Here is a 22,692-nt window from a genome sequence, read left to right as displayed (position 1 = left end):
AAGTCGGTGGCGAAGGCGTCTTCCCAGTTGATTCGGGGGAAGCGGTCTTCGTTGTGCCAGGCGTTCGGCCGGCGCCCCGCTGCCGCCGGCCGAACGCGGCGACGTCGACCGCATCGCCGCCAGGATCCACGCCGCCCTGGGGGAACGGCGCCGCGATACTCGCTGAGCCGCCGCTGCCGGCGGTGCGAGGAGGAACTCGATCGGACGCCCGTCCTTCCCCGCCGTGCCTCTGCGGCGGGCGGCGGATGGCAGGCGGCGGGCGGCGGGCGGCGGGCGGCGGGCGGCGGGCGGCGAAAATGGATGGACGGGTCGCCCGGGCGGTGGAATAGTCCCCAACGTGATCGTGACTGCCGCTCCCCCGCCGGTCCCGCTGGCTGACGGTCTTGTCCTGAGACAGGCGCGTCCGGCGGACCTTGACCAGATCGGTGCGCTTCTGGCCGAACGCGGTGAGCCCGCCGACGCCCTCGACCACCGGCTGGTCGTGACGGATCCCGACACCGGCTGGCCGGCCTGCGCCGTGGTGGTCGACGGCGACCGGGTCGTCTCCACCGCGACGCTCCTCGACGAGGAGCTGCGCCTGGCCGACGTGCGGCTCCCCGCCGGCCAGATCGAGCTGGTGGCCACGGACCGGGAGTACGAGGGCCGTGGGCTGGTGCGGGCGCTGATGCGGTGGGCGCACGACCGTTCCGCCGCCCGGGGTCACCTCCTGCAGATAATGATCGGGATCCCCTACTTCTACCGGCTGTTCGGCTACGAGTACGCCGTCGACATCCCGCCCGCGCCAGTCGTGCGCACCCCGCCGGCCGGTGACGGGACACCCGTGCTACGGGCCGCCCGGCCCTCGGACATCCCGGCGATGGCGGCGCTGCAGGACATGACGCAGAGCCGGTTCGACGTGGCCGTGTCGCATCCGGCGGCGCGCTGGCGATGGCTGCTGGCCCACGAGGCGAGCACGGTCTGGGTGGTGGAGCGCGGCGCCGACATCGTCGCCACCGGGCGCACCACACCGCCGGACGACGACGAGGTGCTCCTGGCCGAGGCCGCCGCGCTCGATCGGGCGGCGGCGCTGGACCTGCTCCGCGGCGTGGCCGCCCTCGTCCCCGGCGGGCAGGTGCGGGCCGTCGAGCGGGCCGGCACGGTGGCCGCGGCGGCCTGGAGCGACCTCCTCCCCGACGAGCGACGGACGGGGACGGAGCAGTACTACATCCGCGTCCCGGACGTGGCGGCACTGCTGGACCGGCTGCGGCCGGTGCTGTGGCGCCGCCTTGTCGCGGCCGGGATCGACCGCACCGGCCGTGACATCGTCATCTCCACTTTCGGCGCCCACTACCGGATACCGGTCCGTGCCGACGGCCTGGGCGCGGTCACCGCCGGTGGCGCGATGCAGGGGCCCGGAGCCGCGGGCGGCGCCGGGGTGGCGCCCGACTACCTGCCGGCGCTGCTGTTCGGCCCGCACGGGATCGACGGGCTGTCCCGGATCCGGCCCGATGTCTACCCCGGTCCCGACAGCGAGCTGTTCCACGCGCTGTTCCCGCCGCTCACCGCCGACGTGCTCAGTTACTACCTGCCGTACTGAGTTACTACCTGCCGTACTGAGTTACTGCCTGCCGTACTGACGCCGGGTCCGGCGCGCTGATCGAGGACAGACCTCCGAGCGTGACGTCGCGGCGGCAAGCGCCCGGAGGGCCTGCGTCCGATGCCGCTCAGCAGGTGCGGCGGTAGGGAATCTCCGGGATGTGGGTTCTCCAGTCCGCCTCGGAGAGCGGGCCGAAAAGGCGGCAGAGGGCACTTTTGACCTTGTCGAGGGCGACGAGGTGGGTGCGGAGGCGGCCGTCGTCGTCAACGGCCGCCAGCACCGTGCCGTCGGCCGAGAAGGCCATGGTCCTGATCTCGTCCGGGCCCGCGTCGGCCTTCGACGTCAGGAAACCGGAGAGCGGAAGGCCGAGGGCGCGCCGGTTCGGAACGTCCCACAGGCGGATCCGGCCGGTCGTGTCGGCCAGCGCGAGCACTTTTCCGTCGGGAGCGAAGGCGACGGCCCTGCCCAGCTCCACGCCGGGGAGCACGTCATACCTGTGCCGGAGGGTCCGCGCGTCCCAGAACCCGACCTTGTCCCTGTCGACCACGGCGACGAGCCCGTCCCGGCTGCGGGCCATGGCGGGGTCCAGCTCAAGGTTGGGGGCGAGGACTCTCTTGCCGGTGGCGACGTCGACGACGCCCTGGTCCGGCCCGGAGATCACGGTCCGTCCGTCGGGGCTGAAGAGGACACGCGGTTCGCCGCCGACGGACTGGCCGGGCTCCACCTGGGCTCCGGCGGACTTGACCCGCAGGGTCCCCGAGGCCACGTCCCACAGTTCGAGCGAGGTCAGGCTGGTGGGGGTGGTGAGCACCGCGAGCGTCCTGCCGTCAGGCGAGAACCTGAGGGGCAGCCGGTCGTTGATCGGGTGCCCGGTCTGCAGGGTGGTCTTCCTGGTCGCCGAGGCGACGTCCCAGATCTCGACTTTCCCGCTGCGGCGGAAGCTGCTCGCCAGGAGCTTTCCGTCCGCCGACAGCGCGAACAGCGATTCGCTGGTGCCCTTGACACCGTTGAGCGGCAGCGCCCCCCGCTTGACCCGCCTGACCGGGTCCCAGATCTCCAGGTCGCGGCGGGATTCGACGGCGAGGGTCGAGCCGTCCTCGCTGAGGACCGCCGTGGAGCCGACGAAGGCGTCGGTGAGCTTGACCGAGTCCGCGATGGGAGCGAGGGACAGGACGGTGGTGATGTTCGTGGAGCGATCCGTGCAGCGCAGGGTGCGGTCTCCCGGGCCGAAGACCGGGTTGGCGCAGCCGCCGGAGTTCCTGAAGACGGGCTCGTCGCGTTCGCCCACCAGGTCCCATGACTGGTCGTGGACGCCCTCGGTGCCCCAGACGGTGCCGCCGACCGCGACGAACCTGCCGTCGTCGCTGAAGGCGATCCCGGTGTTGTCGTCGTTCTTCGGGAGCTGCCGCCAGCTCACGTCCTCCTTGTCCAGGCGGACGACCCACAGCCGGTCGCCCTTGATCACACCGAGGCGTCTGCCGTCCGGGCTGACCTCCATGCCGTTGATCCTCTCGGAGTCCGCACCGAGCCGGGGCAGGGGCCTCTTCGTGCCCCGGCCGACGTCCCAGTACTCGAACTCCCCTCCCCGGAGGCTGACCAGCGACCGCCCGTCCGGGGTGAAGGTCGCGGCCAGGAGCTGGTGCGGGATCGTGAGAAGGGGCTTGCCCGATCCGATGTCCCAGACGATCGCCTGCGTCGCCGAGAAGCTCAGGAGGCGGGTGCCCGTGGGATCGAGCGCCGCGTACGGCTCGGGGATGCGGATCGACACCGGCCGCGGCCGGCCGGTCGCCGTGTCCCAGATGCCGACCGTGCCGTCCTTCCTGACCAGCGAGAGGGTCTTGCCGTCCGCCGTGAGGGACAGGACGTGGCCGAGCGCACGGTCGTCGACCGGCTCTCCGGTCAGGGTGATCGTCCGTATCACCCGGCGCGAGTCGACGTCGGCGAGCTTCACCTCGTGGCCGCGCGCGTACGCCGTCAGACGGTAGGTGCCGTCTCCGTTCATCCACCAGTCGCCATCGACGCCCGGTGGCCGGTAGGTGTACTGCTCCCACTGGCTGTAGAGCGTGGCCAGCGCGTTCCTGGCCGGCTGGCCGTCGGGCGCCAGGGCCGCGGCGGCGACGGCGAGCTGCTTGGCGGTGGCGGGATCGAGGCGCCGCATCGTGGTGGCGAGGTTGGCCACCCGGTCGCCGACGGCCGCGTCCCGTTGCCGGGAGATGGTCTCGTTCGTGGCAGCCAGCTCGATGCCCTGGACGATCGCGGTGGCCGCCGTCACGGTGGACACGACGAGCAGGACCGTCAGGCCGGCGCTCAGCAGCGTACGGTAGCGCCGCCTGCGCTGCGCGGCGCGCACCGACTGGTCGAGGAACGAGCGTTCGACCAGGTTGAGGGTGAGATGCCGGCGACCGGCCGCAACGCGGGTGAGCGCCTCGTCGAGCGAGCTGCCCTGCAGCAGGTCACCGCTCTTACGTCCGTGGCTCTGCCAGCGCCGCGCGGCGTCGGCGAGCTCGTGGTGGGCGTCGAGGACCTCACGTTCGTCGGCGACCCAGTCGCGCAGCCGAGGCCAGGCCCGCACCAGCGCCGGGGTGGCGAGCGTGAAGAGGTCGCCGTCGCGGACCACCAGCCCCGCCTCGCCCAGCCGGTCGAGGATGCGCCAGACGCTCTGCTCGGCCGTCTCGATGTCCAGGAACTCGGCGGCGGCGACCTTGCGCAGCGTGTGCCGGGCCTCCGGCTCCGCGGCGACCATCCGCAGCAGGATGCGCGGAACGGTGGCCTGCTCGTGCGGGGTGAGCTCGGCGTAGACCTGCTCGGCCACCTGCGCCAGCGACGGGGGGAGCGCCGTGGTCGAAAGAGCGCCGGCGACCGCGGTGGCCTCCTCGAGCGCGCCCCGGCCGCCGATCAGGCCTTCCAGCAGCTCCCGCGGTGTGGGGCGCCGGGCCGGGTCGCGGGACAGCGCCCGCGCCACCAGGGAGCGCAGCGGCTCCTGCACCGCGTCGAGCTCGGGCTGGTGATGAAGGACCTGGTAGATCAGCGCGGGCATGCTGTCACCGTCGAAGGGCGACTTGCCCGTGGCGGCGAACAGGACGACGGCGCCCCACGCCCAGATGTCGACGGCCGGTGAGGCACGGTGGCCGCCGAACAGCTCGGGGGCCATCCACCGCGGGGTGCCTTTCAGCTGCCCGGTCGCGCTCCGGGACATCTCCTCGGTGCGCGCGATGCCGAAGTCGATGACCCGGGGACCGTCCGGGCCGATCAGGACGTTCGCCGGCTTCAGGTCCCGGTGCGTCACGCCGGCCTGGTGGATGGACGACAGCGCGGTGGCGATGCCGACCGCGAGACGGTGCAGGTCGTCCGGGCGGTAGGGTCCGTCCTTGTCCACGCGGTTCTGCAGATCGGGCCCGGGGACGTACTCGCTGACCAGATACGGCGGGACGTGGTCGAGGTCGGCCTCGATGATCCGCGCGGTGCAGAAGGAGGCCACCCGGCTGAGCGCCGCCACCTCCCTGCGTAGCTGGTCGCGGTAGGCGTCGGTGATGAAGTCCTCGCGCAGCGCCTTGACCGCCACCCGGCCGCCCAGACTGTCGTACGCCTCGTAGACCACGCCCTGACCTCCCGCCCCGAGCCGTCGGGCCAGCCAGTAGGGACCGAGCTGCCGAGGGTCACTGGGCAGGAGCGGCGTAACCATGGCATCAGATATACAAGATTGTTTGTTTGCGCTGCCACCTCAATGCCTTCATCCGCAATAAGGGTGCGGCCGGAATACGCCGGAAGGACATCCCGGCCGAGCTCGACGGCCGCCGCCCGGACTCGGCCGTGGTCGACCTGGTCACGGAGCCGGGCACGGAGCTCGACCTGGAGCCCCGCCCACCTCCGGCCTCGAACGCCTGCTGGGCGGCCCGGCCGCCGTGCTCGCGCCCCGGCGGATCCGCCGGCGACCGGCCCCAGCTAGTTCGCCTCACGAATTGTGCGGCGCTTGAATGTAGCATGGCCGAGTGGTTAAAGATGATGATGGCCAGATCGGGGTTGTGGCCGCGCTGGTGCGGTCGACGTTCCTGGTGAATGCCGTGTACGCCGATTCCGCCCGGGAGTACGGCCTCACCTCGCAGCAGGGCCAGCTGCTGTGTGTGCTGATGGCGCGGCCGTACGGGATGAGCGAGCTGGGTGCGACGCTGGGGCTGGCGAAGTCGAGCCTGACCGGCCTGGTGGACCGCACCGAGCGCAACGGCCTGGTCGAGCGCGGGCCCGACCCGCAGGACTCGCGTGCGGTGCGGGTCGCGCTCACCCGGCGGGGCAGCGGGCTCGCGGAGGAGTTCTACGTCGAGACCTGCCGGCGCGTCGAGCGGCTGACGACGGAGCTCGCCGCCGCCGAACGCGACACGCTCGCCGGGCTGCTCGGCCGGGTCGTGCTGGACAACAAGGTTCCGGCGGTTTTCCTGGAGCCCGACGAGGGAGCCCTCGCCGATCGCAGGCGCTGAGACCGCCCGCTCCCGGGACGGGAGTTGCAGTTCGTGTCACGAACTAATATTGTTCGTGGCACGAACTGCAACTCTTTCTGTCGGTAAGGGCGTGAAATCATGAGTCGTACGGTCGCGGTCGTCGGCGGAGGTTACGGGGGTTCGGCGCTCGCCAAGGCGCTGGACGCCGAGGCCGACGTCATCCTCATCGACCCCCGGGACGCGTTCATCAACTCGGCGGGGTCCCTCCGGGCACTGACCCAGCCCGACTGGGGAGACAACATGTTCTTCCCCTACGACAGGTGGCTGACGCGGGGCACGGTGATCCGTGACCGCGCGGTCTCGGTGGACCCCGGCGGCGTCACCCTGGCCTCAGGCCGGCGCGTCGAGGCCGACTACCTGGTCCTGGCCACCGGCTCCAGCTACACCTACCCGGCCAAGCCCAACGCCGACTCCACCGGTGAGGTCCTGGACGACCTCCGCCGCACCCACAAGGAACTGGCCGGCGCCGAGCGGGTGCTGATCCTCGGCGCCGGGCCGGTCGGTCTGGAACTGGCCGGGGAGATCAAGGAGGTCTGGCCGCACAAGCAGGTGACCATCGTCGACCCGACCGAACAGCACCTGGCCGACTTCCGGCCGGAGCTGCGCCGGGACCTGTACCGCCAGCTCGACGGACTGGACGTCCGGCTACGGCTGGGCACCGGCCTGGCCGTGCCGCCGCCGGTCGAGCCCGGCCACGCGGACACCTTCACCGTCACCACCACCGACGGGGAGGAGATCACCGCCGACATCTGGTTCCGCGCCTACGGCGGGCGCGTCAACAGCGACTATCTCGCCGACGGCCGCCTCACCCCCCGCACCCCGCAGGGACAGGTCCCCGTCACCGAGACCCTCAACGTCCACGGCTACGACCACGTCTACGCGATCGGCGACATCACCGACGTGGCCGAGGCCAAGATGGCCGGATACGCGATGCAGCACGCCGAGGTGGTGGCGCGCAACATCGCCGCCCAGCTGAACGGTGAGCGGCCCACGGCCACCTACCGGCCCCTGCCCCATCCCATGATCCTGCTCCCGCTCGGACCGCGTGGCGGCGTCGGCCAACTGCCCACACCCGACGGCCCGGCCGTCGTCACGGCCGAGACGGTCTCCCAGTACAAGGGCGCCGACCTGTTCACCGGCCGCTTCACCGAACAGTTCGGCACCGCCTGAAGGGCTGGAACACATGGAATACACCCACCTCGGCCGGAGCGGCCTCTCGGTGTCCCGGCTCGTGCTCGGCACCATGAACTTCGGAACGGAAACCTCCGAACAGGACAGTCACACGATCATGGACCGGGCGCACGGTCACGGTATCAACTTCTTCGACACCGCCGACGTGTACGGCGCGAAGCTGGGCGAAGGCGTCACCGAACAGATCATCGGCCGGTGGTTCGCCACGGGCGGCGGCCGGCGCGAGAAGACCGTGCTGGCCACCAAGCTCGCTCTCCCGATGGGCCACTGGCCCAACGACAACATGCTGTCCGCGCTGCACATCCGGCGCGCGTGCGACGCGTCACTCAGACGGCTGCAGACCGACCACATCGACCTGTACCAGATGCACCACATAGACCGGAACACGCCGTGGGAGGAGATCTGGGAGGCGTTCACCGTCCTCCGCCAGCAGGGAAAAGTGCTCTACTTCGGCTCCTCCAACTTCGCCGGCTGGCACATCGCGCAGGCGCAGGAGGCCGCGCGATCACGGCACTTCCTCGGACTGGTCACCGAACAGTCCATCTACAACCTGATGACCCGCTGGATCGAGCTGGAGGTGCTGCCCGCGGCACGGCACTACGGGCTGGGGGTGATCCCGTGGTCGCCGCTGAACGGCGGAGTGCTCAGCGGCGCCCTGCGCAAGCGTGAGCAGGGCGCCGCCTCCCGCGGCAGCTCGGGACGCGCGGCCGACACGCTCGCCGAACACCGGGAGACCATCGAGGCGTACGAGAAGTTGTGCGCCGACATCGGCGAGGACCCGGCCCACGTCGGACTGGCGTGGCTGCTCGCGCAGGACGGTGTGACCGGGCCGATCATCGGGCCGCGGACGGCCGCGCAGCTCGACGGCTCGCTGCGCGCGCTGGCGATCACGCTCGATGACGGCACGCTGGCCAGGTTGGAGGAGCTGTTCCCGCCGCCCGCGCCGAACGGGGCCAAGCCCGCCCCCGAGGCGTACGCCTGGTGATCAACCCCAGCCCCGGGCGGCCGCACGCCGGCCGTCACGTCCGGCCCGTCGCCGGAGGCGCCGTGCCACGACGCTTCGGCGGACACAGCGGGCCGAACGGTTGACCAACCCCTTCAGAAGAAAGGCAGACCATTGTCTGTTCAAGAAGTCGTCTTCGGTTTCGGTGCGCACAGCGGCATCGACCAGGCGCCGGAGTTGCTGCACATGGTTCAGCAGGCCGACCGTGACGGGCTCGACCACTTCTCGTTGTCGGACCATCCCTACATCGGCGACCGCCTGGACGCCTACGCCTCCCTCGCGTTCATCCTCGGGCGTACGCAGCGCATCTCCGGCTTCGCCAACGTCACCAACCTGCCGACCCGGCCCGCTCCCATGCTGGCGCGGACGGTGACGTCGCTGTCGGCGCTGTCCGGCGGCCGCATCGTGCTCGGCATGGGCGCGGGGGGGCTGTGGGACCGGATCTCCGACATGGGGGTGCCGCGGCTGTCACCGAGCGATGCGGTGGACGCCTTCGAGGAGGCGATCGTCCTGGTCAAGGCACTGTCGGGGGGTGGTCCGCCGGTCACCTACCAGGGCCGCCACTACCGGGTGGACCAGATCGAGCCGGCTCCGGTGGCCGTGCCTCCCGTGTGGACCGGATCGGTGGGCCGGAAGTCCCTGGCCGCCACCGGCCGCGTGGCCGACGGCTGGATCCCCGGCCACGCGGCGGATTGGCTCAGCGAGCGATACCGGACGTCGCGGCCGGTCATCGACGGAGCGGCGGCCGCCGTAGGCCGCGACCCACGCGAGATCCGCACGGTCTTCAATCTCCCCGGACGCATCACCGACCGGCCGCTGCCCGCCACGCGCGACCACGACGGCCGTTGGATCGGCGGCTCCGTCGACCAGTGGGTCGAGGAACTGACCGGCGCCGTGCTGGAACACGGCGCGTCGGGCTTCACGCTCTTCTCCTCCGGTCACGGCGCGCCGGACCCCGTCCTCCTCGGCCGGTGGGCCGGCGAGATCGCCCCGGCCGTACGCGGAGCGATCGCGGAGGAGAACGGCTGAACCGCACTCCGGCTCACGCCGGACCGCAATGTACGTGACGCCGCACACGGGTGGCCGGCAGTTGCTCAGAGCCATCCGTGGACGGGCGTCACCTCTTGGCTGAGCCGGCGTGGTGCCCTGAACAGGCCGGACGGGGGAAACGCCGGCGCCGGGTGAGCCCGCCTGCGCTGGGTGAACCCCTTTCGTCCAGGTCTGTCGTCGTCAGGGGGTGTCATCGCCGAGCGAGCGCAGGATCGCGTCGGGAACCACGAGATCCGCCCGGTCCTTGGTCGTGGCGATCAGGTCGGCGTTCCGCTGGTCGGTCCCCATCACCCATGCCACGGCCGCTTCATGGTCCTTGCCGAACCTCTCGTGGCGGGAGACGAGGCGGCGCACCCGCTCGGCGGAGTCGAGGGCGCAGTACCAGACCTCGTGGAGGCAGGGCCGGACGCGTGCCCAGTCGCCCTGGTCGAGAAGCAGGTAGTTCCCCTCGGTGATGACGATCCTGGCGGCCTTGGGCACGGGGATGCTGGCGGCGAGCGGCTGTTCGAGATCACGCTCGAAGGCGGGCGCGTAGACGACGTCGTCCTCGTTGTCGCGCAGCCGGCGCAGCAGGGCCGCGTAGCCCGCCGCGTCGAAGGTGTCGGGTGCGCCCTTGCGGTCGCGCCGTCCGAGCCGGTCGAGCTCGACGTCGGCGAGGTGGAAGCCGTCCATCGGCACGTGTGCCACCCATTCCGCCGAGTGGCCGCGGGGTGCCGCCTGCCGTAGCAGACGCATCAGGTACTCCGCGAGCGTGGACTTGCCGGAACCCGGGCTTCCGGTGATTCCGAGCAGGACTCGTTCATGCCGCGCGGCCAGCGCGCGGGCCCGGTCCGCCAGGTCGTCGAGGGTCATCGAGAGCGGCTCGTGTGGAGTTGGTTGCCGATGAACGCGCGGGCGTGGCGGGCCAGGTCCTCGCCGTCCGACCACAGGTTGCGCCAGATGGCCAGGTCGTTGGAGAGGCCGCGCATCACGACCGCCGAGGAGAAGGACTCGAAGGTGATCGTCCCGCTGTATCCGATGTCGCCGAGCGCGTGGAAGAACGCGGTGAAGTCGAGGTGCCCCGATCCGAGGTAGCCGCGGTGGTTCTCGCCCACGTGGACGTAGCCGAGCCGGTCCCCGACCTCGTGGACCGGCCGTACGAGATCGTCCTCCTCGATGTTCATGTGGTACGTGTCGAGATGGATGAGCACGTTGTCCTCTCCGATGTCTTCGGCCAGGCGCAACGCGTCGTGCGCGGTGTTGACGACGTTGGTCTCGTAGCGGTTGCAGATCTCCAGCCCGAGCGTCATGCTCTCGCCCGCGGCCTCCTGGGCCAGGCGGCGCAGCACTGTCACGACGTTGCGGCGTCCTGCGTCGGTGAGCGGCCTGCCGTACTTGCCCAGTGCGCTGTAGAGCGCGCCGGTGAAGTGGGTGCCACCGAGCGCGCGGGTGATGGCGAGGGAGTCGTGCAGCAGCTTCTCGCCGCGCTCCACCACGGCGAGGTCCTCGCTGGAGACGTCGGCGTCGAAGGCGAGGCCGCGGGAGCAGGCGACGCCCAGGCCCGCCGACCGCAGGGCCTCACGCGCGGTGGCCACGTCGAGGTTCCCCGAGTCGTGCAGGGAGATCTCCAGCAGGTCGAAGCCGGTGGCCTTCGTCTTCTCGACGGCGTAGGCCACCGAGCGGGGGCTGGTGTCGCCGACCCATACCAGCGCGTGCACGCCGATCGGGTTGGTCGCGGTGTCAGTGGGCATCGGAGGGCTTCCTTAGGTCTCGTGACGTGGTCAGGTGGCGAGGGCGCCGGTGACGAGGGCGACGATCTCCTCGCCGGTGGTCTCCGCGGTGCGGCGCCCGCCCACACAGCGGCCCGCACGCATCACCCACACCTGGTGGCTGAGCCGCATGACCTGCGCGAAGTTGTGGCTGATGATGAGCACGGCGTGCCCCTCGTCGCGCAGTCTGACGATGAGTTCCTCGACGCGGGCCGTCTCCTGGACGCCGAGCGCCGCGGTGGGTTCGTCCATGATGACGAGCTTGGAGCTGAAGCCGGTGGCCCGGCAGATGGCGACCGCCTGGCGCTGGCCGCCGGAGAGCCGCCGGACGCGGGACCCCACCGCGGGCACGTTGACCGCCAGTGTCGAGACCATCTCGCGGGAGCGGGCCTGCATGGCGCGCCGGTTGAGGAAGGCGAGGGGGCCCAGCCTGCGGACGATCTCGCGGTTGAGGAAGAGGTTCTGCCACACGGTGAGGTCCTCGACGAGCGCGAGGTTCTGGTGGACGGTCTCGATCCCGGCCTCGCGGGCGTCCTCGGGTGAGTGGAAGGCGATCTCCGCGCCGTCGAAGTAGACGTGCCCGCTGTCGGGCCGGTGGACTCCGGAGATGCAGCGCACCAGCGTGGTCTTGCCGGCTCCGTTGTCGCCGACGAGGGCGGTGATCTCGCCGGGGCGCAGCGTGAGCGAGACGTCGATGAGCGCCTGGACACTGCCGAAGGCCAGGGAGACGTTCCGGCAGTCCAGGAGCACCTCGCCGGTGGGCGTGCCGGGCGTCGGCCGCTGAGTCATCTGTCCGGTCATTGCTGGAACCTCATGAGGAGTGCGGCCAGCACCACGACGATGCCGACGGCCAAGGGCTGGTAGAACTGCGACACGCCGAGCAGGGTGAGCCCGTTGACCAGCGCGACCAGCAGCAGCGCGCCGAAGAGCGGGCCGATGACGGTTCCCCGCCCGCCGAAGAGGCTGACCCCGCCGAGGACCACCGCGGCCACGGAGTTGAGCAGGAAGGCGGTGTTGGCGGCGGGTTCGGCCGCGCCGATCCTGGCGACCAGCAGGATCGCGCTCAGACCGGCGAGCAGGCCGCTGATCAGGTAGACGGCGAGCTTGATGCGCCTGGTGCTGATGCCCATGGCCGTCGCGGACTCCGGCGCCCCTCCGGTGGCGAGCAGGTGGGTGCCGAAGCGGGTGTGGAACAGCGCCACGTGCGCCGCCACCGCGACCACCACCGCGATGACGAACGACCAGCCGAAGATCCCGACGCCTCCGGTGGACAGCCTCAGCAACTTCGGATCGATGATCGTCACGGGTTTCCCGTCGGACAGGATCAGGGCGAGTCCCGAGGCGGCCGACAGCATCCCGAGGGTCACGATGAAGTCGGCGATCCTGCCCCAGGCGATGATCAGCCCGTTGAGCGCGCCGGCCGCCCCGGCGCCGAGCACCGCCAGCAGGCACGCCGGCGCCAGGCCGAGGCCGGCCGCGTACGCCTGGCCGAACACGACCGCGCCCAGGGTCATCACCGAGGCGATCGACAGGTCGATGCCCGCGGTGGCGATCACGAAGGTCTGCCCCACCGCGAGGATGATCAGGATCGCGGCGGCGACCAGCATCGAGGAGATGTTGCCCGTGCTCAGGAACGTGGGGTTCAGCGCCTGGAAGACGATCACGAGCACGATCAGCCCGACGAGGGCCGCCCATTCGGCCCAGAAGCTCGCGTCCTTCAGCCGCGCGGGCCAGGCCTGCCCTTCGCCGGCCGTCAGTGTGGTGTTTGCCATGCGTGTCACCCCTCGTTCCGCGGGACGGTGTCCGCGGCTACTTGGTGAGGTTCTTGATCGGGTCGCTGTAGGCGCCGAACGGCTTCGGCGTGGCCGCCAATGCCTTGTCGGCGTTGTCCTTGGTGACGACTTCGACCGGGGCCTTCACATGGGAGGGCAGCGTTTTGCCGCTCGTCGCAGCCTGGCACGCCTCGATGCCCATCGCGCCGATCACATACGGGTACTGGGCGACGGTGCCGTCCAGGGTGCCCGCCTTGACCGCCTCCAGGGCGTCCTTGATGCCGTCCACGCTGATGACCTTCACCTTGCCGGCCTTGCCGGCGTTGGCCACGGCACGTGCCACGCCCAGCCCCATGTCGTCGTTGGCGACGAAGAAGCCGGCCAGGTCGGGTTGCGCCTGCATCACGTCGGTCGCGGCGGTCAGCGCGGTCTGGCGGTCCCAGTTGGCGGCGACCGTCTGCACGATCTTCAGGTTGGGGCCGATCCCCTGCTGGAAGCCTCCGAGCCTGGCGCCGCTGGTCACGTCGCCCGCGATGCCGCCGACGGACGCGACCTTGCCGCCGGAGGGCAGGAGCTGGGTCATCCGCTGCCCGGCCATCTTGCCGGCCTCGGTGTTGTCGGTGCCGATGTAGGTGGCGAGCTTGACCTCGGCGCTCTTGGCGGCCTGGGGGTCGACCGGGCTGTCGATGTTGACGATGGCCTTGTTCATCGCGGACAGCCTGGCGAGCCCCTGGATGAGGTTCGTGCCCGAGATCGGGTTGACCACGTAGCAGGAGAAGTCCTGGCCGCTGAGGCTGTTCAGCTTGTCCGCCTGGCCGGTCGTGTCGGTGATGGAGTTGGCGGCCTGGACCGTGACGGTGGCCCCGGCCGCGCGGGCCTGATCGTCGATGCCCTGTTTCATCGTCTGGAAGAACGGGTTGTCCAGGCCCTTGATCACTGCGGCGATCCTGGGAGCCGCGGCGGCCCGTTCTCCGGTCGCGGCGGCCGAACCGGCGGGCAGGCCGGAGCTGTAGGCCCCCAGCACGAGGGCGCCGACGGCGGCGAGCGCGCCGGCTGCCGCCACGCGACGGCCTCTGGCGTTGACATACATCGGATGCCCCTTTCGGCGTAGATGTCCGAAACGTAACCTCTCTTCTGACGTCCAAAAACCTGCCTTTCGACTTATCTAGTCGAAAGATTCTTGACTTACGTCTAGTTACCGGCATAGCTACAGTGGGGCTATGCGCACCACAACCCTCGCCACGCCGAGGATGGGAGTGAGCAGCGGCGAGATCCTCAGCCTGTTCCGGGACGTCCCCGACGGCCTCACCAAGTCCGACGTGGTGCGTCTTACCGGCCTCTCCCGCACCACGGTCAACCAACGGCTCGAGGGCCTCCTGGCCGCCGGGCTGGTGATCCCGGGCCCGGGAGAGGCCAGGACCCGCGGCAGGCCCGCGGGCCAGTTCGTTGTCAGCCGCGACCTCGGCGTGCTGCTCGTCGCCGACATCGGCGCCACCGCGCTGCGGACCGCGCTCTGCGACCTGGGCGGGAGGGTGCGGATCGAGCGGGAGACGCGGGCCGACGTCACCGCGGGCCCCGAGACCGTCCTCAGGATCGTCGAGAAGCTCTTCACGGAGATCCTCCACGGCGCCGGGCAGACCCCCGACGCGGTGCTCGGCGTCGGGCTCGACGTTCCCGGCCCCGTCGACTTCGCCACGGGACGCGTGGTCAGCCCGCCGATCATGACCGGCTGGCACGGTTTCGACATCCCCGGATGGTTCAGACCCCAGTACGACTGCCCCGTCCTGGTCGACAAGGACGTCAACGCCATGGCGTACGGCGAGCAGCGCCTGCGCCATCCCGACGTCCCGCACCTCCTCATGGTCAAGATCGGCACCGGGGTGGGCACCGGCCTCATCGCCGACGGGCGGGTGCACCGCGGCGCCGACGGCGCGGCAGGAGACATCGGCCACATCCAGGTCATGGCCGAGGGAGTGGCCGAACCGCCCGTCTGCCGCTGCGGCAACTCCGGCTGTCTGGAGTCCTACGCCGGCGGCTGGGCCCTGGTACGCGACCTGCGGGCGGCGGGCCGTGAGGTCACCACCGTCGACGACGCCGTGCGGCTGATCCGCGGCGGCGACCCCGTCGCGGTACGGCTCGCCCGCCGGGCCGCCCGCATCCTCGGAGGCGCCCTCGCGGACACGGTCAACCTGTTCAACCCCCGCGTCATCGCGATCTGCGGCCAGCTCGCCCACACCGACGAACTCCTCTTCGCCGGCATCCGGGAGATCGTCTACCGGCGGTCCCTACCGCTGGCGACCCGCAACCTGCAGATCGTCCGCAGCGATCTGGACCCGCGCACGGGCGTTCTCGGGCTCGCGCAACTCCTGGTGGACGGGCTCTACTCCCCCGAACGGGTCCAGGAGCTCATCGACCGCGCCATGGCCTAGAGTCTGTCCGATGAATGATCATGGCTGCTGCGGTCAGATGATCGTTCATGGTAAAACGCGGCGAGCTGACCGATAAGGCCTGGCGGAGGATTGAGCCGTTGCTGCCCGACGGACGGGCGGGGTCGTCCGTGGCGTGGCCGTCGCCAGGCCATCGATGGGATCTTGTGGCGGTTGCGGACCGGGGCGCCCTGGCGGGAGATTCCCGAGCGGTATGGGCTCCGGCAGAGCTGTTACGAGCGGTTCAAGCGCTGGGCTCAGGGCGGTACCTGGGCGCGACTGCTGGAGGAGATGCAGGTCAAGGACGTCTCGATCGACACCGTGGAGTGGACCTTCAGCATCGACTCCACCATCTTCCGCGCCCGTCAGCATGCGGCCGGCGCGCGAGAAGTAGGCCTTGTCGGCCAGTACCCGAGCCGGACGCCTGCGTGGACAACCCCGACCACGACGCGTGATGCGCACCCGCTGGAGCACTCGCCGGAAATACGGGCCGTCACCGTACTGGCCTGGACTGATCATCCGCGCGATCGGACGGCACCGCCGGCCGGTGACCAGATGAATCTTCGTGCTCAGCCCACCCCGCGAATCGACCAACGGCGGTGCCGGTTGTGGGTCGATGAGCGGCGCAGGGGAGCCGAGGCCCCTCCGGGATCGGCGTCCACAACGGCCCTCGGGGGGAGTTGGGCCGGAAGTGACAAACGGAATTCACTCGATAGGTCAAGACCGCTTCCGCGGAAATTGTTCCTATGTGACGATCGACGCGACTTGGTTATGGCAGGGACGGCGGGATCGGCCCGATGTGGTAGGGGCGCATCATCTCGTTGTCCTCATGTTCGACGATATGGCAGTGCCAGACGTACTGGCCGGGCAGGTCGAATTTCGCCTTCACCCGTGTGATCTCTCCGGGGTAGGCGATGACGGTGTCCTTGAAGCCCCGCTCCCATGGCTCCGGCGGTCGCGGATTACCATCGATCGGCTGCCGGTCGACGACCTGGAACTGCACCTCATGGATATGGATCGGATGCGCGTCCGCCGTGAAGTTGTACATCTCCCAGACTTCGATGGAGTTCAGGGCGGGATTCTCGGTGATCTTGTCGTCCCACCGCAACGGGACGGCCGTACCGTTCTGCACTGTGCCGAGCAGCGTTATAACCGGGCCCACACCCGGCAGGACGGCCGAATCCTGCTCATTGAGGGAAACCTGCCGGCGGTTGGTCTCCGCGCCGAGCGGGGCGGGTGCCGGCAGCTTCAGCTGATTCGGTGGAGTGCTGGTGTCACGCGAGGTGAGCGGCACGACCTTGAACTTCATGACCTGGCCGGTGGTGGCGGGATCGGCGAAGGTCCCCGACTGGCCGTTGAAGGGCTCGTCCGGCCCCTCGTTGATCAGATAGATCTCCGTGCCCACGGGCAGGCCGGTGAAATCCACGATCACGTCAGCCCGTTCGGCCGGCGACATCAGCAGATTGTCGAGTGATACCGGTGCGGACAGGAAGCCGCCTTCCGCGCCGATCACCCAGAGAGGCAACACCGCTGGTGCGGGACGCGGCGCCAACGGGTCGGATACCAGCTTGAAGATCAGGAAGCGGCTGTTGCATCCGTTGAGGATGCGGAAGCGGTACCGTCGCGGCTCCACCCCCAGTGCCGGCCAGGTCTTCCCGTTGACGACGATCGTGTTGGCGAAGAACTCCGGGTTCCAGATCGGCGGCACGTCGCTGTCCGGCGCGTACGGGCCGGTGAACCCATCGAAAAAGGCCCGGCTGTTGGGGTAGAACAGGGAACCGTCGTTGTTGAACGAGCGGTCCTGGACGGCCAGCGGGATCTCGTAATAGCGCTTGCCCGGTCGGTCGCTGACCTGCGGTGCGGGGCCGGGCAAGTAACCTGGTGGCAGGTCGTTGGGGCCGCCGCGGAGCAGATAGAAGCCGGCCGGCCCGGCGTAGACGTTGGCCCTGGTCATGCCAAGAGTGTGGTCGTGGTACCACTGCGTGTTGGCCGGTTGGTCGTTGCCGTATTCGAAGACCACCTCACCGGTGTCCCAGTCGTGGCCCAGCGGTGACTTCTCCTTGAAGAACTTGAAGAAAGAGCCCTCGCGTGCGTATCCCTTTGGGATGTTGGAGGCGTCCGGCAGATACCACGCCTCGGCGTATCCATCGCTGTAGTCGAAGGTGTGGTTGCCGTGGACGTGGGTGACGAGCGGCACCGGTCCGCGGTAGGGGTTCTGATCGGTGCCGTTCGAGTCGCGGTGCTGCTTGCCGCCCGGGGGGTTGGCCCAGTGCAAGGTCTGGTCGATCGGCAGGAGGTGCGGCAGGAAGCAGCCGTGCCGGTCGACGAGATCGTTGATCCATTTGACTCGGATCGGTCGCCGATAGCGAGCTTCTATGGTGAACGCCGGATAGTTGAACGACTTCGGCTGGTCGACCGATCCGTAGCTCCACACCGTCGTCGACGGTAGGCCCGGAGGCAGGATCTGCTGCCTGAACTGGCGCACGGCAATCTCGTAGTAGTCGAGCTTGCGTTTTGTCTTGGACGGCGGCATCGCCGGCGGGATCACCAGCGGTGTCACGTACTTTCTGATGGCGGTCGGGTCAAGCGTTCTTCCGGGCAGGCTTCGTGCCAGGGATGTCTCAGCGAACCGAATCGGAGCCAGCATGGAGGCCCCGGCGATCGCGCCGATCTGCAGGAAGCGTCGCCGTACAAGCTCAGGCATATATTTTCCGAACTCCTATCTAAAATGGTTATGAATTTAGTTGTATTGGCCATTGATTGCAAACATGGACATTTGGCTCTTTTGTATGATTAGCGCACGCCTGGCCATACCTCTTCTGTGCGAGATAAAACATATTGGGCGCCTGTCGCCCGGCTGGCACGACTCATCTCATTGCTTGGTAAATGGTCGGTCAGTCACCGTATATCGGGTTGACGATTCCGAAATATGCCAATAATTCAATTGGCTTTCCTTGGGGGCAGACTGAGACGATCACCCCTTGCGGGGGTGTTCCGGGTCAGGGTGGCCGGCCCGGCTGTATTGAGCCCGATGAGAGCTGCCGGGCCTGTCCGAGGCAGACTCGGACCTGGTAGCCAACCAGCGGGCGAGCACTCACCGAGGTGATCTCAGTGAAGACGCCGAGCGGGCCCTGGCGTCGGTCATGCCGAACGCCGAGCTGATGGAGAGCCGGGCAGACAGCCACATGATCTGGTTCGGCCCTGACCACCCTCGCATCGCCACGGAGATCCGCGAATTCCTCGCCGCAGGCTGAGCGCGGCTGCCGCTTCTCGCGTCTCGGGCTGGGGTCAGCCGGTCCGCTGGTGCCAGCGGTGCAGCAGGGCGGGGAGCTCACCGAGCAGGAATTCGTAGAAGGCGTGCATCTGGGCCAGGCGCCGACGGGCGGGATCGCCCTCATCAGTGGCGGCGATTCCGGCGGCCGCAGCCTGGAGCATGGCCTGGATGACGGTGTTCTGGCTGGTGAACAGGGTGGCCCAGGCGTCGTCACGGAGCCGGTAGTGCTCGCGTCGGCTGCCGGGCGACGGCAGGCGTTCGATCAGCCCGACCGTCAGCAGGGATTTGATCGCGCCCGAGACCGAGCCTGCGCTGGCCTCCAGCCGCGTCGCGATCTCACCGGCGGTGACGCTGTCCTGGTCGGTGAACAGGAAGACCGCCAGGGTGCGCGCGGCCATGCGCTGTAGCCCGCCCTCGATCAACGTCAGGGCCAGCCGTTCCGCCGCCTGCCACTGCTCATGCCGGTCGTCCATGTGTTCGCCTCCTTGAGGAGGAACAGGATACCGAACACCTCGACTCTTCAGAAATTTCTGAAAAGTCGGTATATTGCTGACATCGGCCTCTCGAGAGGTTCGATGGTGTGCCGGGAAGCCTGGTCGGCGATGTGACATCTCATCAGCCTCGACAGGAAGTTGACCGGCCATGACCCTGCTCAGCCGTCTGTACGGCGTGCGCCCCGCCCTCCGTCACCGGGTGCGTGCCCGGCCGTGGTTCGGCGGTGAGCCGGCCACGTGGGGCGCCTGCGACCTCGGCCTCGTGCAGTGGGAGCCGGCCGTCCGCGACATCCCGGAATGGAGGATCGCGCTGATTCAGGACGCGCCGTGACCCCGCGGACCCCACCCCCACGGTCGGTGGCACGCAGGTGGGCCTTTCGGCGGGGGCGAAGGACAACCGCGCCATCGAGGTCAGAGCCGACGTGCTCACCTTCACCACCGCGCCTCCGGTCGAAGACGTCGAGGCCGTGGGCCCGGTCCGCGTGCGGTTGCACGCGCGCTCGGCCAACCCGAACGTCGACTACTTCGCCCGGGTGTGCGAGGTGGACGCGCGCGGCCGATCGGTCAACGTGTGCGACGGCATCGTCCGGCTCGCAGCACGAGATCTTCCACGACCACCAGCATCCGTCAGCCCTCTGGCTTCCTCTTACTCCAGGAGCATCGTGAAAGTACTTGTCCTTGGCGGCACCCACCATGTGGGCCGCGCGATCGTCGAGACCGCGCTGGAGCGCGGCGATGAGGTGAGCACGCTCAACCGCGGCCTCAGCCGCGACCCCGCGCCCGGCGTGCGAGCGCTGATCGCCGACCGCACCGACCCCGAGGCTGTCCGCCGGGCGCTGGGCGGCCAGGAATGGGACGCCGTCGTCGACACCTGGGCCTGGGCACCGCGGGTGGTGCGCGAGGCCGCCCGCCTGCTGTCCGGCCGGGCCGGGCACTACGGATACGTCTCCAGCCGCGGCGTGCACCGCTGGCCCTGGCCCGCGGGCGCCGACGAGCACGCGCCCCTGGTTGACGGCGACCCCGGCAGCACCGACGCCGCCGACTACGCCGCGGCCAAGCGCGGCGGCGAACTCGCCGTCACCGAATCCTTCCCCGGAGCGGCGCTGCTGGCCAGAGCCGGGATGATCCTCGGCCCGTATGAGGACGTCGGCCGCATCCCGTGGTGGCTGCGCCGCCTGGAGAAGGGCGGCCGGGTCCTGGCCCCCGCCCCCGCCGACACATCCCTGCAGTACCTCGACGTCCGGGACCTGGCCGCCTGGATGCTGCGCTCGGCCGAACGCGGCCTGAGCGGCGCCTTCACCGTGACCGGACCACCCGGCGCGATCACCCTCGGCGACCTGCTCACCACGGCGCTGGAGGTCACCGGCTTCGACACCGAACTCGTGTGGGCCCAGCCGGAGCTGCTCATGCGGCACGGCCTGCCGCTCGGCATGGAGCTCGGGCTGCGGCTGCCCGACGGCAGCGCGCCGAGCGGCATGCACGACGCCGACGTCAGCGCCGCCCTGGCCGAAGGGCTCACCACACGCCCGCTGCGCGACACCCTCGCCGACACCTGGGCCTGGCTGCAGGCCGAAGGCGACCCGGCACCCCGCGCCGACGCGCCCTCCCCCGACACCTGGCTGGATGCCGCCGCCGAACAGCGACTGCTCGACCAGCTCTCCCACTAAGGAACTCGACGACTCTCATGCGCGCCATCATCATCGGAGCCGGCATCGCCGGCCTGGCCACCGCCCTGCGCCTGCACCAGATCGGCTGGAACACCCTCATCGTCGAACGCGCCCCGCAGCGGCGCGGCGGCGGCTACGCGGTCACCTTCGGCGGCATCGGCTACGACGCCGCCGAACACCTCGGCATCGTGGACGACCTGCGAGCCAAAGCCTTCAACACCACCGAGCTCGTCTACCACAGGAGCGACGGCTCGCGCCGCTTCGCCCTCGACCGCGCCACCATCGCCGCCACCACCGGGCCGCGCTCGATCACCATCCTGCGCGGCGACCTCGAAGCCGTCCTGTACGAGAAGGTCCACGACCACACCGAGATCCGCTTCGGCGCCACCCTCACCCACCTCGACCAGGACGAGCACGCCGTCCGCGTCACCCTGAGCGACGGCACCATCGAGGAGGCCGACCTGCTGGTCGGCGCCGACGGCCTGCACTCGGCCACCCGCGCCCTGCTGTTCGGCCCGGAGGAGGACTTCCTGCTCGACCTGGAGCACAAGGTCGCCGTCTACATGCTCGACCACCGGCCCGCGACCATCGCACCCGGCGCGACCGGCACCCTGTCCTCCAACGGCCGCACCGCAGCGGTCATCAGCATCCCCGACGGCCGCAACGTCGCCTTCTTCGGCTACCGCACCGACCACGCCCGCCCCGGCGAGGACGTCGCCACCCAACTGGAACGCGTCTACGGCGACCTCGGCTGGGTCATCCCCGACGCCCTCGCCGGCCTGAAGCGGGCCGACTCGGTCTACTCCGACACCATCAGCCAGGTCGTCGCGCCGCACTGGAGCAGCGGCCGGGTGGTGCTGCTGGGCGACGCGGCCTGGTGCGTCACCCTGTTCGCCGGATACGGCTCCTCGCTGGCCGTCGGCGGCGCCGACCGGCTCGGCACCGAACTGGCCGCCCACCCCGGCGACATCCCCGCCGCACTGGCCGCGTGGGAGGCCGCCATCCGCCCCGAAGCCGAACGCAAACAGAAGCTCGGCCGCCGCGTCAAAGGCGTCTACGCCCCGGCCAACCCCCTGCTGCTGTGGCTGAGCCTGCTCCCGCTGCGGCTGGCCTCCCTGCCCCCGGTCCGCCGGTACATGACCCGCCGCTTCATCAAGGGCTGAGGTCCTGTGACACCTGGCCGGGCGGGCGGCCAGGTGTCACATCCAGGCAACTGGAAGATCGCGTGGAGCGGTGTATGTGATCCGCTGTAACGCCTGGTGGGGTGTGACCACATGGACATGACAGAACGGTAAGCAGATACGCAAGGTAACGGGATACGGCCGATCGCCGGATACCGCGCCCGGCAGATCAGCGGTCAGTGGAGATTCCGCGCGCTGAGAAACGGGCCGAAGGCACCTTGGTTGTCGGCGGGAAAGTGGGTCCGGGAGCGTGAGCGGCCGACGTCAATGCGGAGCACCCGAAGGGCCTCGAAGAGGTTGAGGCCGGCGGCCCACGCGGCAGGTCAACAGGCTGGAGGGTTCATGGGTTCTGTTCGGGTCGTGGTGCCGTTGGAGTTGTGGATGCTGCTGCTGGGGGCGGCTCTGGCGGTGCTGCTGGTGGGCCGGCTGGTCCGGCTGGATCTGGCACGGCGGGCGCTGAAGCGCAAAGAGGCCCTGGTCCTACCGGACAGCGGGGCGAGCCACGAGACACGCGAGAACGGCGCGCCGTGGCCGGTGCGTACCTATCTGGTCAGCACGGTCAGTACGGACGGGCGGGGAAGCGATGCGCAGGAATGGGTGCTGTCCTGGCCACAGGTGCGCGCGTGGGCGGAGGAGATCTCCGCGCGGCCGGACGTCCGGGAGGCGTGGGTGACCCATGACGACCCGGTAGCCCGGATGACAACGGCGTGGACCTGGGCCGGGGGCAGGCAGACGAGCAAGACGGCGTTGCAGTGGAACTGGCAGGGCAAGTTGCGGACGCGTAAATAGCAGTCGGCAAGCGGTAACACGACTCTCG

At 69.8% G+C, this 22,692-nt stretch carries 18 protein-coding genes and 1 pseudogene; 11 read left to right on the top strand and 8 right to left on the bottom strand.

Annotated elements, in window-relative coordinates; genetic code table 11:
- Positions 1 to 337: 337 nt before the first annotated feature.
- Positions 338 to 1,576: a GNAT family N-acetyltransferase gene (locus tag ACWDS7_RS14125; protein WP_451929609.1), complete on the top strand. Its 1,239-nt coding sequence runs from the start codon at positions 338 to 340 to the stop codon at positions 1,574 to 1,576.
- Between the two features lie 127 nt (positions 1,577 to 1,703).
- On the opposite strand, the gene ACWDS7_RS14120 is transcribed toward ACWDS7_RS14125, so the two are convergent.
- Positions 1,704 to 5,258, bottom strand: a complete 3,555-nt coding sequence (locus tag ACWDS7_RS14120; RefSeq protein WP_451929608.1) for a WD40 repeat domain-containing serine/threonine protein kinase — start codon at positions 5,256 to 5,258, stop codon at positions 1,704 to 1,706.
- 307 nt (positions 5,259 to 5,565) lie between these two features.
- On the opposite strand from ACWDS7_RS14120, the gene ACWDS7_RS14115 reads away from it, so the two are divergent.
- From ACWDS7_RS14115 to ACWDS7_RS14100, 4 genes are all read left to right on the top strand, one after another.
- The gene (locus tag ACWDS7_RS14115; RefSeq protein WP_451929607.1) at positions 5,566 to 6,048 is read left to right on the top strand and encodes a MarR family winged helix-turn-helix transcriptional regulator; all 483 of its coding nucleotides are present in this window, start codon (positions 5,566 to 5,568) and stop codon (positions 6,046 to 6,048) included.
- A 99-nt stretch (positions 6,049 to 6,147) separates the two neighbouring features.
- On the top strand, positions 6,148 to 7,239 hold the full coding sequence (locus tag ACWDS7_RS14110) for an NAD(P)/FAD-dependent oxidoreductase (RefSeq protein ID WP_451929606.1): 1,092 nt from the start codon (positions 6,148 to 6,150) through the stop codon (positions 7,237 to 7,239).
- Positions 7,240 to 7,252: 13 nt separating this feature from the next.
- A complete protein-coding gene (locus tag ACWDS7_RS14105; RefSeq protein WP_451929605.1) occupies positions 7,253 to 8,245 on the top strand; it encodes an aldo/keto reductase in 993 nt (330 codons plus the stop codon).
- Positions 8,246 to 8,377: 132 nt separating this feature from the next.
- Entirely contained in the window at positions 8,378 to 9,292 is a 915-nt protein-coding gene (locus tag ACWDS7_RS14100; protein ID WP_451929604.1) for an LLM class flavin-dependent oxidoreductase, read from the top strand.
- A gap of 201 nt (positions 9,293 to 9,493) precedes the next feature.
- Here ACWDS7_RS14100 and ACWDS7_RS14095 read toward each other — a convergent pair whose 3' ends face one another.
- The 5 genes from ACWDS7_RS14095 to ACWDS7_RS14075 are packed head-to-tail and all read right to left on the bottom strand — an operon-like array spanning position 9,494 to position 13,923.
- Complete coding sequence (locus ACWDS7_RS14095; protein ID WP_451929603.1) at positions 9,494 to 10,165, bottom strand: nucleoside/nucleotide kinase family protein; 672 nt, start codon at positions 10,163 to 10,165, stop codon at positions 9,494 to 9,496.
- Positions 10,162 to 11,043 (bottom strand): sugar phosphate isomerase/epimerase family protein, encoded by an 882-nt coding sequence (locus ACWDS7_RS14090; protein WP_451929602.1) that lies wholly within the window; start codon positions 11,041 to 11,043, stop codon positions 10,162 to 10,164. The genes ACWDS7_RS14095 and ACWDS7_RS14090 overlap by 4 nt, the downstream gene beginning before the upstream one ends.
- Before the next feature lie 30 nt (positions 11,044 to 11,073).
- Positions 11,074 to 11,850 (bottom strand): ATP-binding cassette domain-containing protein, encoded by a 777-nt coding sequence (locus ACWDS7_RS14085; protein WP_451929601.1) that lies wholly within the window; start codon positions 11,848 to 11,850, stop codon positions 11,074 to 11,076.
- Positions 11,851 to 11,858: 8 nt separating this feature from the next.
- Positions 11,859 to 12,833 (bottom strand): ABC transporter permease, encoded by a 975-nt coding sequence (locus ACWDS7_RS14080; protein WP_451929600.1) that lies wholly within the window; start codon positions 12,831 to 12,833, stop codon positions 11,859 to 11,861.
- A gap of 37 nt (positions 12,834 to 12,870) precedes the next feature.
- Entirely contained in the window at positions 12,871 to 13,923 is a 1,053-nt protein-coding gene (locus tag ACWDS7_RS14075) for a sugar ABC transporter substrate-binding protein (protein WP_451929599.1), read from the bottom strand.
- A 130-nt stretch (positions 13,924 to 14,053) separates the two neighbouring features.
- Between ACWDS7_RS14075 and ACWDS7_RS14070 the strand changes: the two genes are divergently transcribed.
- Both ACWDS7_RS14070 and ACWDS7_RS14065 read left to right on the top strand, forming a co-directional pair.
- The gene (locus tag ACWDS7_RS14070) at positions 14,054 to 15,262 is read left to right on the top strand and encodes an ROK family protein (RefSeq protein WP_451929598.1); all 1,209 of its coding nucleotides are present in this window, start codon (positions 14,054 to 14,056) and stop codon (positions 15,260 to 15,262) included.
- Positions 15,263 to 15,352: 90 nt separating this feature from the next.
- A pseudogene (locus ACWDS7_RS14065) lies at positions 15,353 to 15,529 on the top strand (transposase); the annotation flags it as partial.
- A gap of 499 nt (positions 15,530 to 16,028) precedes the next feature.
- Here the strand turns inward: ACWDS7_RS14065 and ACWDS7_RS14060 are convergent.
- Both ACWDS7_RS14060 and ACWDS7_RS14055 read right to left on the bottom strand, forming a co-directional pair.
- Positions 16,029 to 17,963: a multicopper oxidase family protein gene (locus tag ACWDS7_RS14060; RefSeq protein ID WP_451929597.1), complete on the bottom strand. Its 1,935-nt coding sequence runs from the start codon at positions 17,961 to 17,963 to the stop codon at positions 16,029 to 16,031.
- A 584-nt stretch (positions 17,964 to 18,547) separates the two neighbouring features.
- Positions 18,548 to 19,006: a GbsR/MarR family transcriptional regulator gene (locus ACWDS7_RS14055; protein ID WP_451929596.1), complete on the bottom strand. Its 459-nt coding sequence runs from the start codon at positions 19,004 to 19,006 to the stop codon at positions 18,548 to 18,550.
- Positions 19,007 to 19,175: 169 nt separating this feature from the next.
- Between ACWDS7_RS14055 and ACWDS7_RS14050 the strand changes: the two genes are divergently transcribed.
- The 4 genes from ACWDS7_RS14050 (at position 19,176) to ACWDS7_RS14035 (ending at position 22,664) form a co-directional block, all read left to right on the top strand.
- On the top strand, positions 19,176 to 19,358 hold the full coding sequence (locus tag ACWDS7_RS14050; RefSeq protein ID WP_451929595.1) for a hypothetical protein: 183 nt from the start codon (positions 19,176 to 19,178) through the stop codon (positions 19,356 to 19,358).
- 37 nt (positions 19,359 to 19,395) lie between these two features.
- Positions 19,396 to 20,694 carry a CocE/NonD family hydrolase C-terminal non-catalytic domain-containing protein gene (locus tag ACWDS7_RS14045; RefSeq protein ID WP_451929594.1) on the top strand — a complete coding sequence of 433 codons (1,299 nt, stop codon included), beginning with the start codon at positions 19,396 to 19,398 and terminating at the stop codon, positions 20,692 to 20,694.
- Between the two features lie 17 nt (positions 20,695 to 20,711).
- Positions 20,712 to 21,857, top strand: coding sequence for an FAD-dependent monooxygenase (locus tag ACWDS7_RS14040; RefSeq protein ID WP_451929593.1), 1,146 nt, complete (start codon positions 20,712 to 20,714; stop codon positions 21,855 to 21,857).
- 360 nt (positions 21,858 to 22,217) lie between these two features.
- The gene (locus ACWDS7_RS14035) at positions 22,218 to 22,664 is read left to right on the top strand and encodes a hypothetical protein (RefSeq protein ID WP_451929592.1); all 447 of its coding nucleotides are present in this window, start codon (positions 22,218 to 22,220) and stop codon (positions 22,662 to 22,664) included.
- The last annotated feature ends 28 nt before the right edge of the window (positions 22,665 to 22,692 follow it).

The sequence above is a fragment of the Streptosporangium sp. NPDC003464 genome, from assembly GCF_053588315.1.
This window is presented reverse-complemented; position numbering and strand designations above follow the sequence as displayed.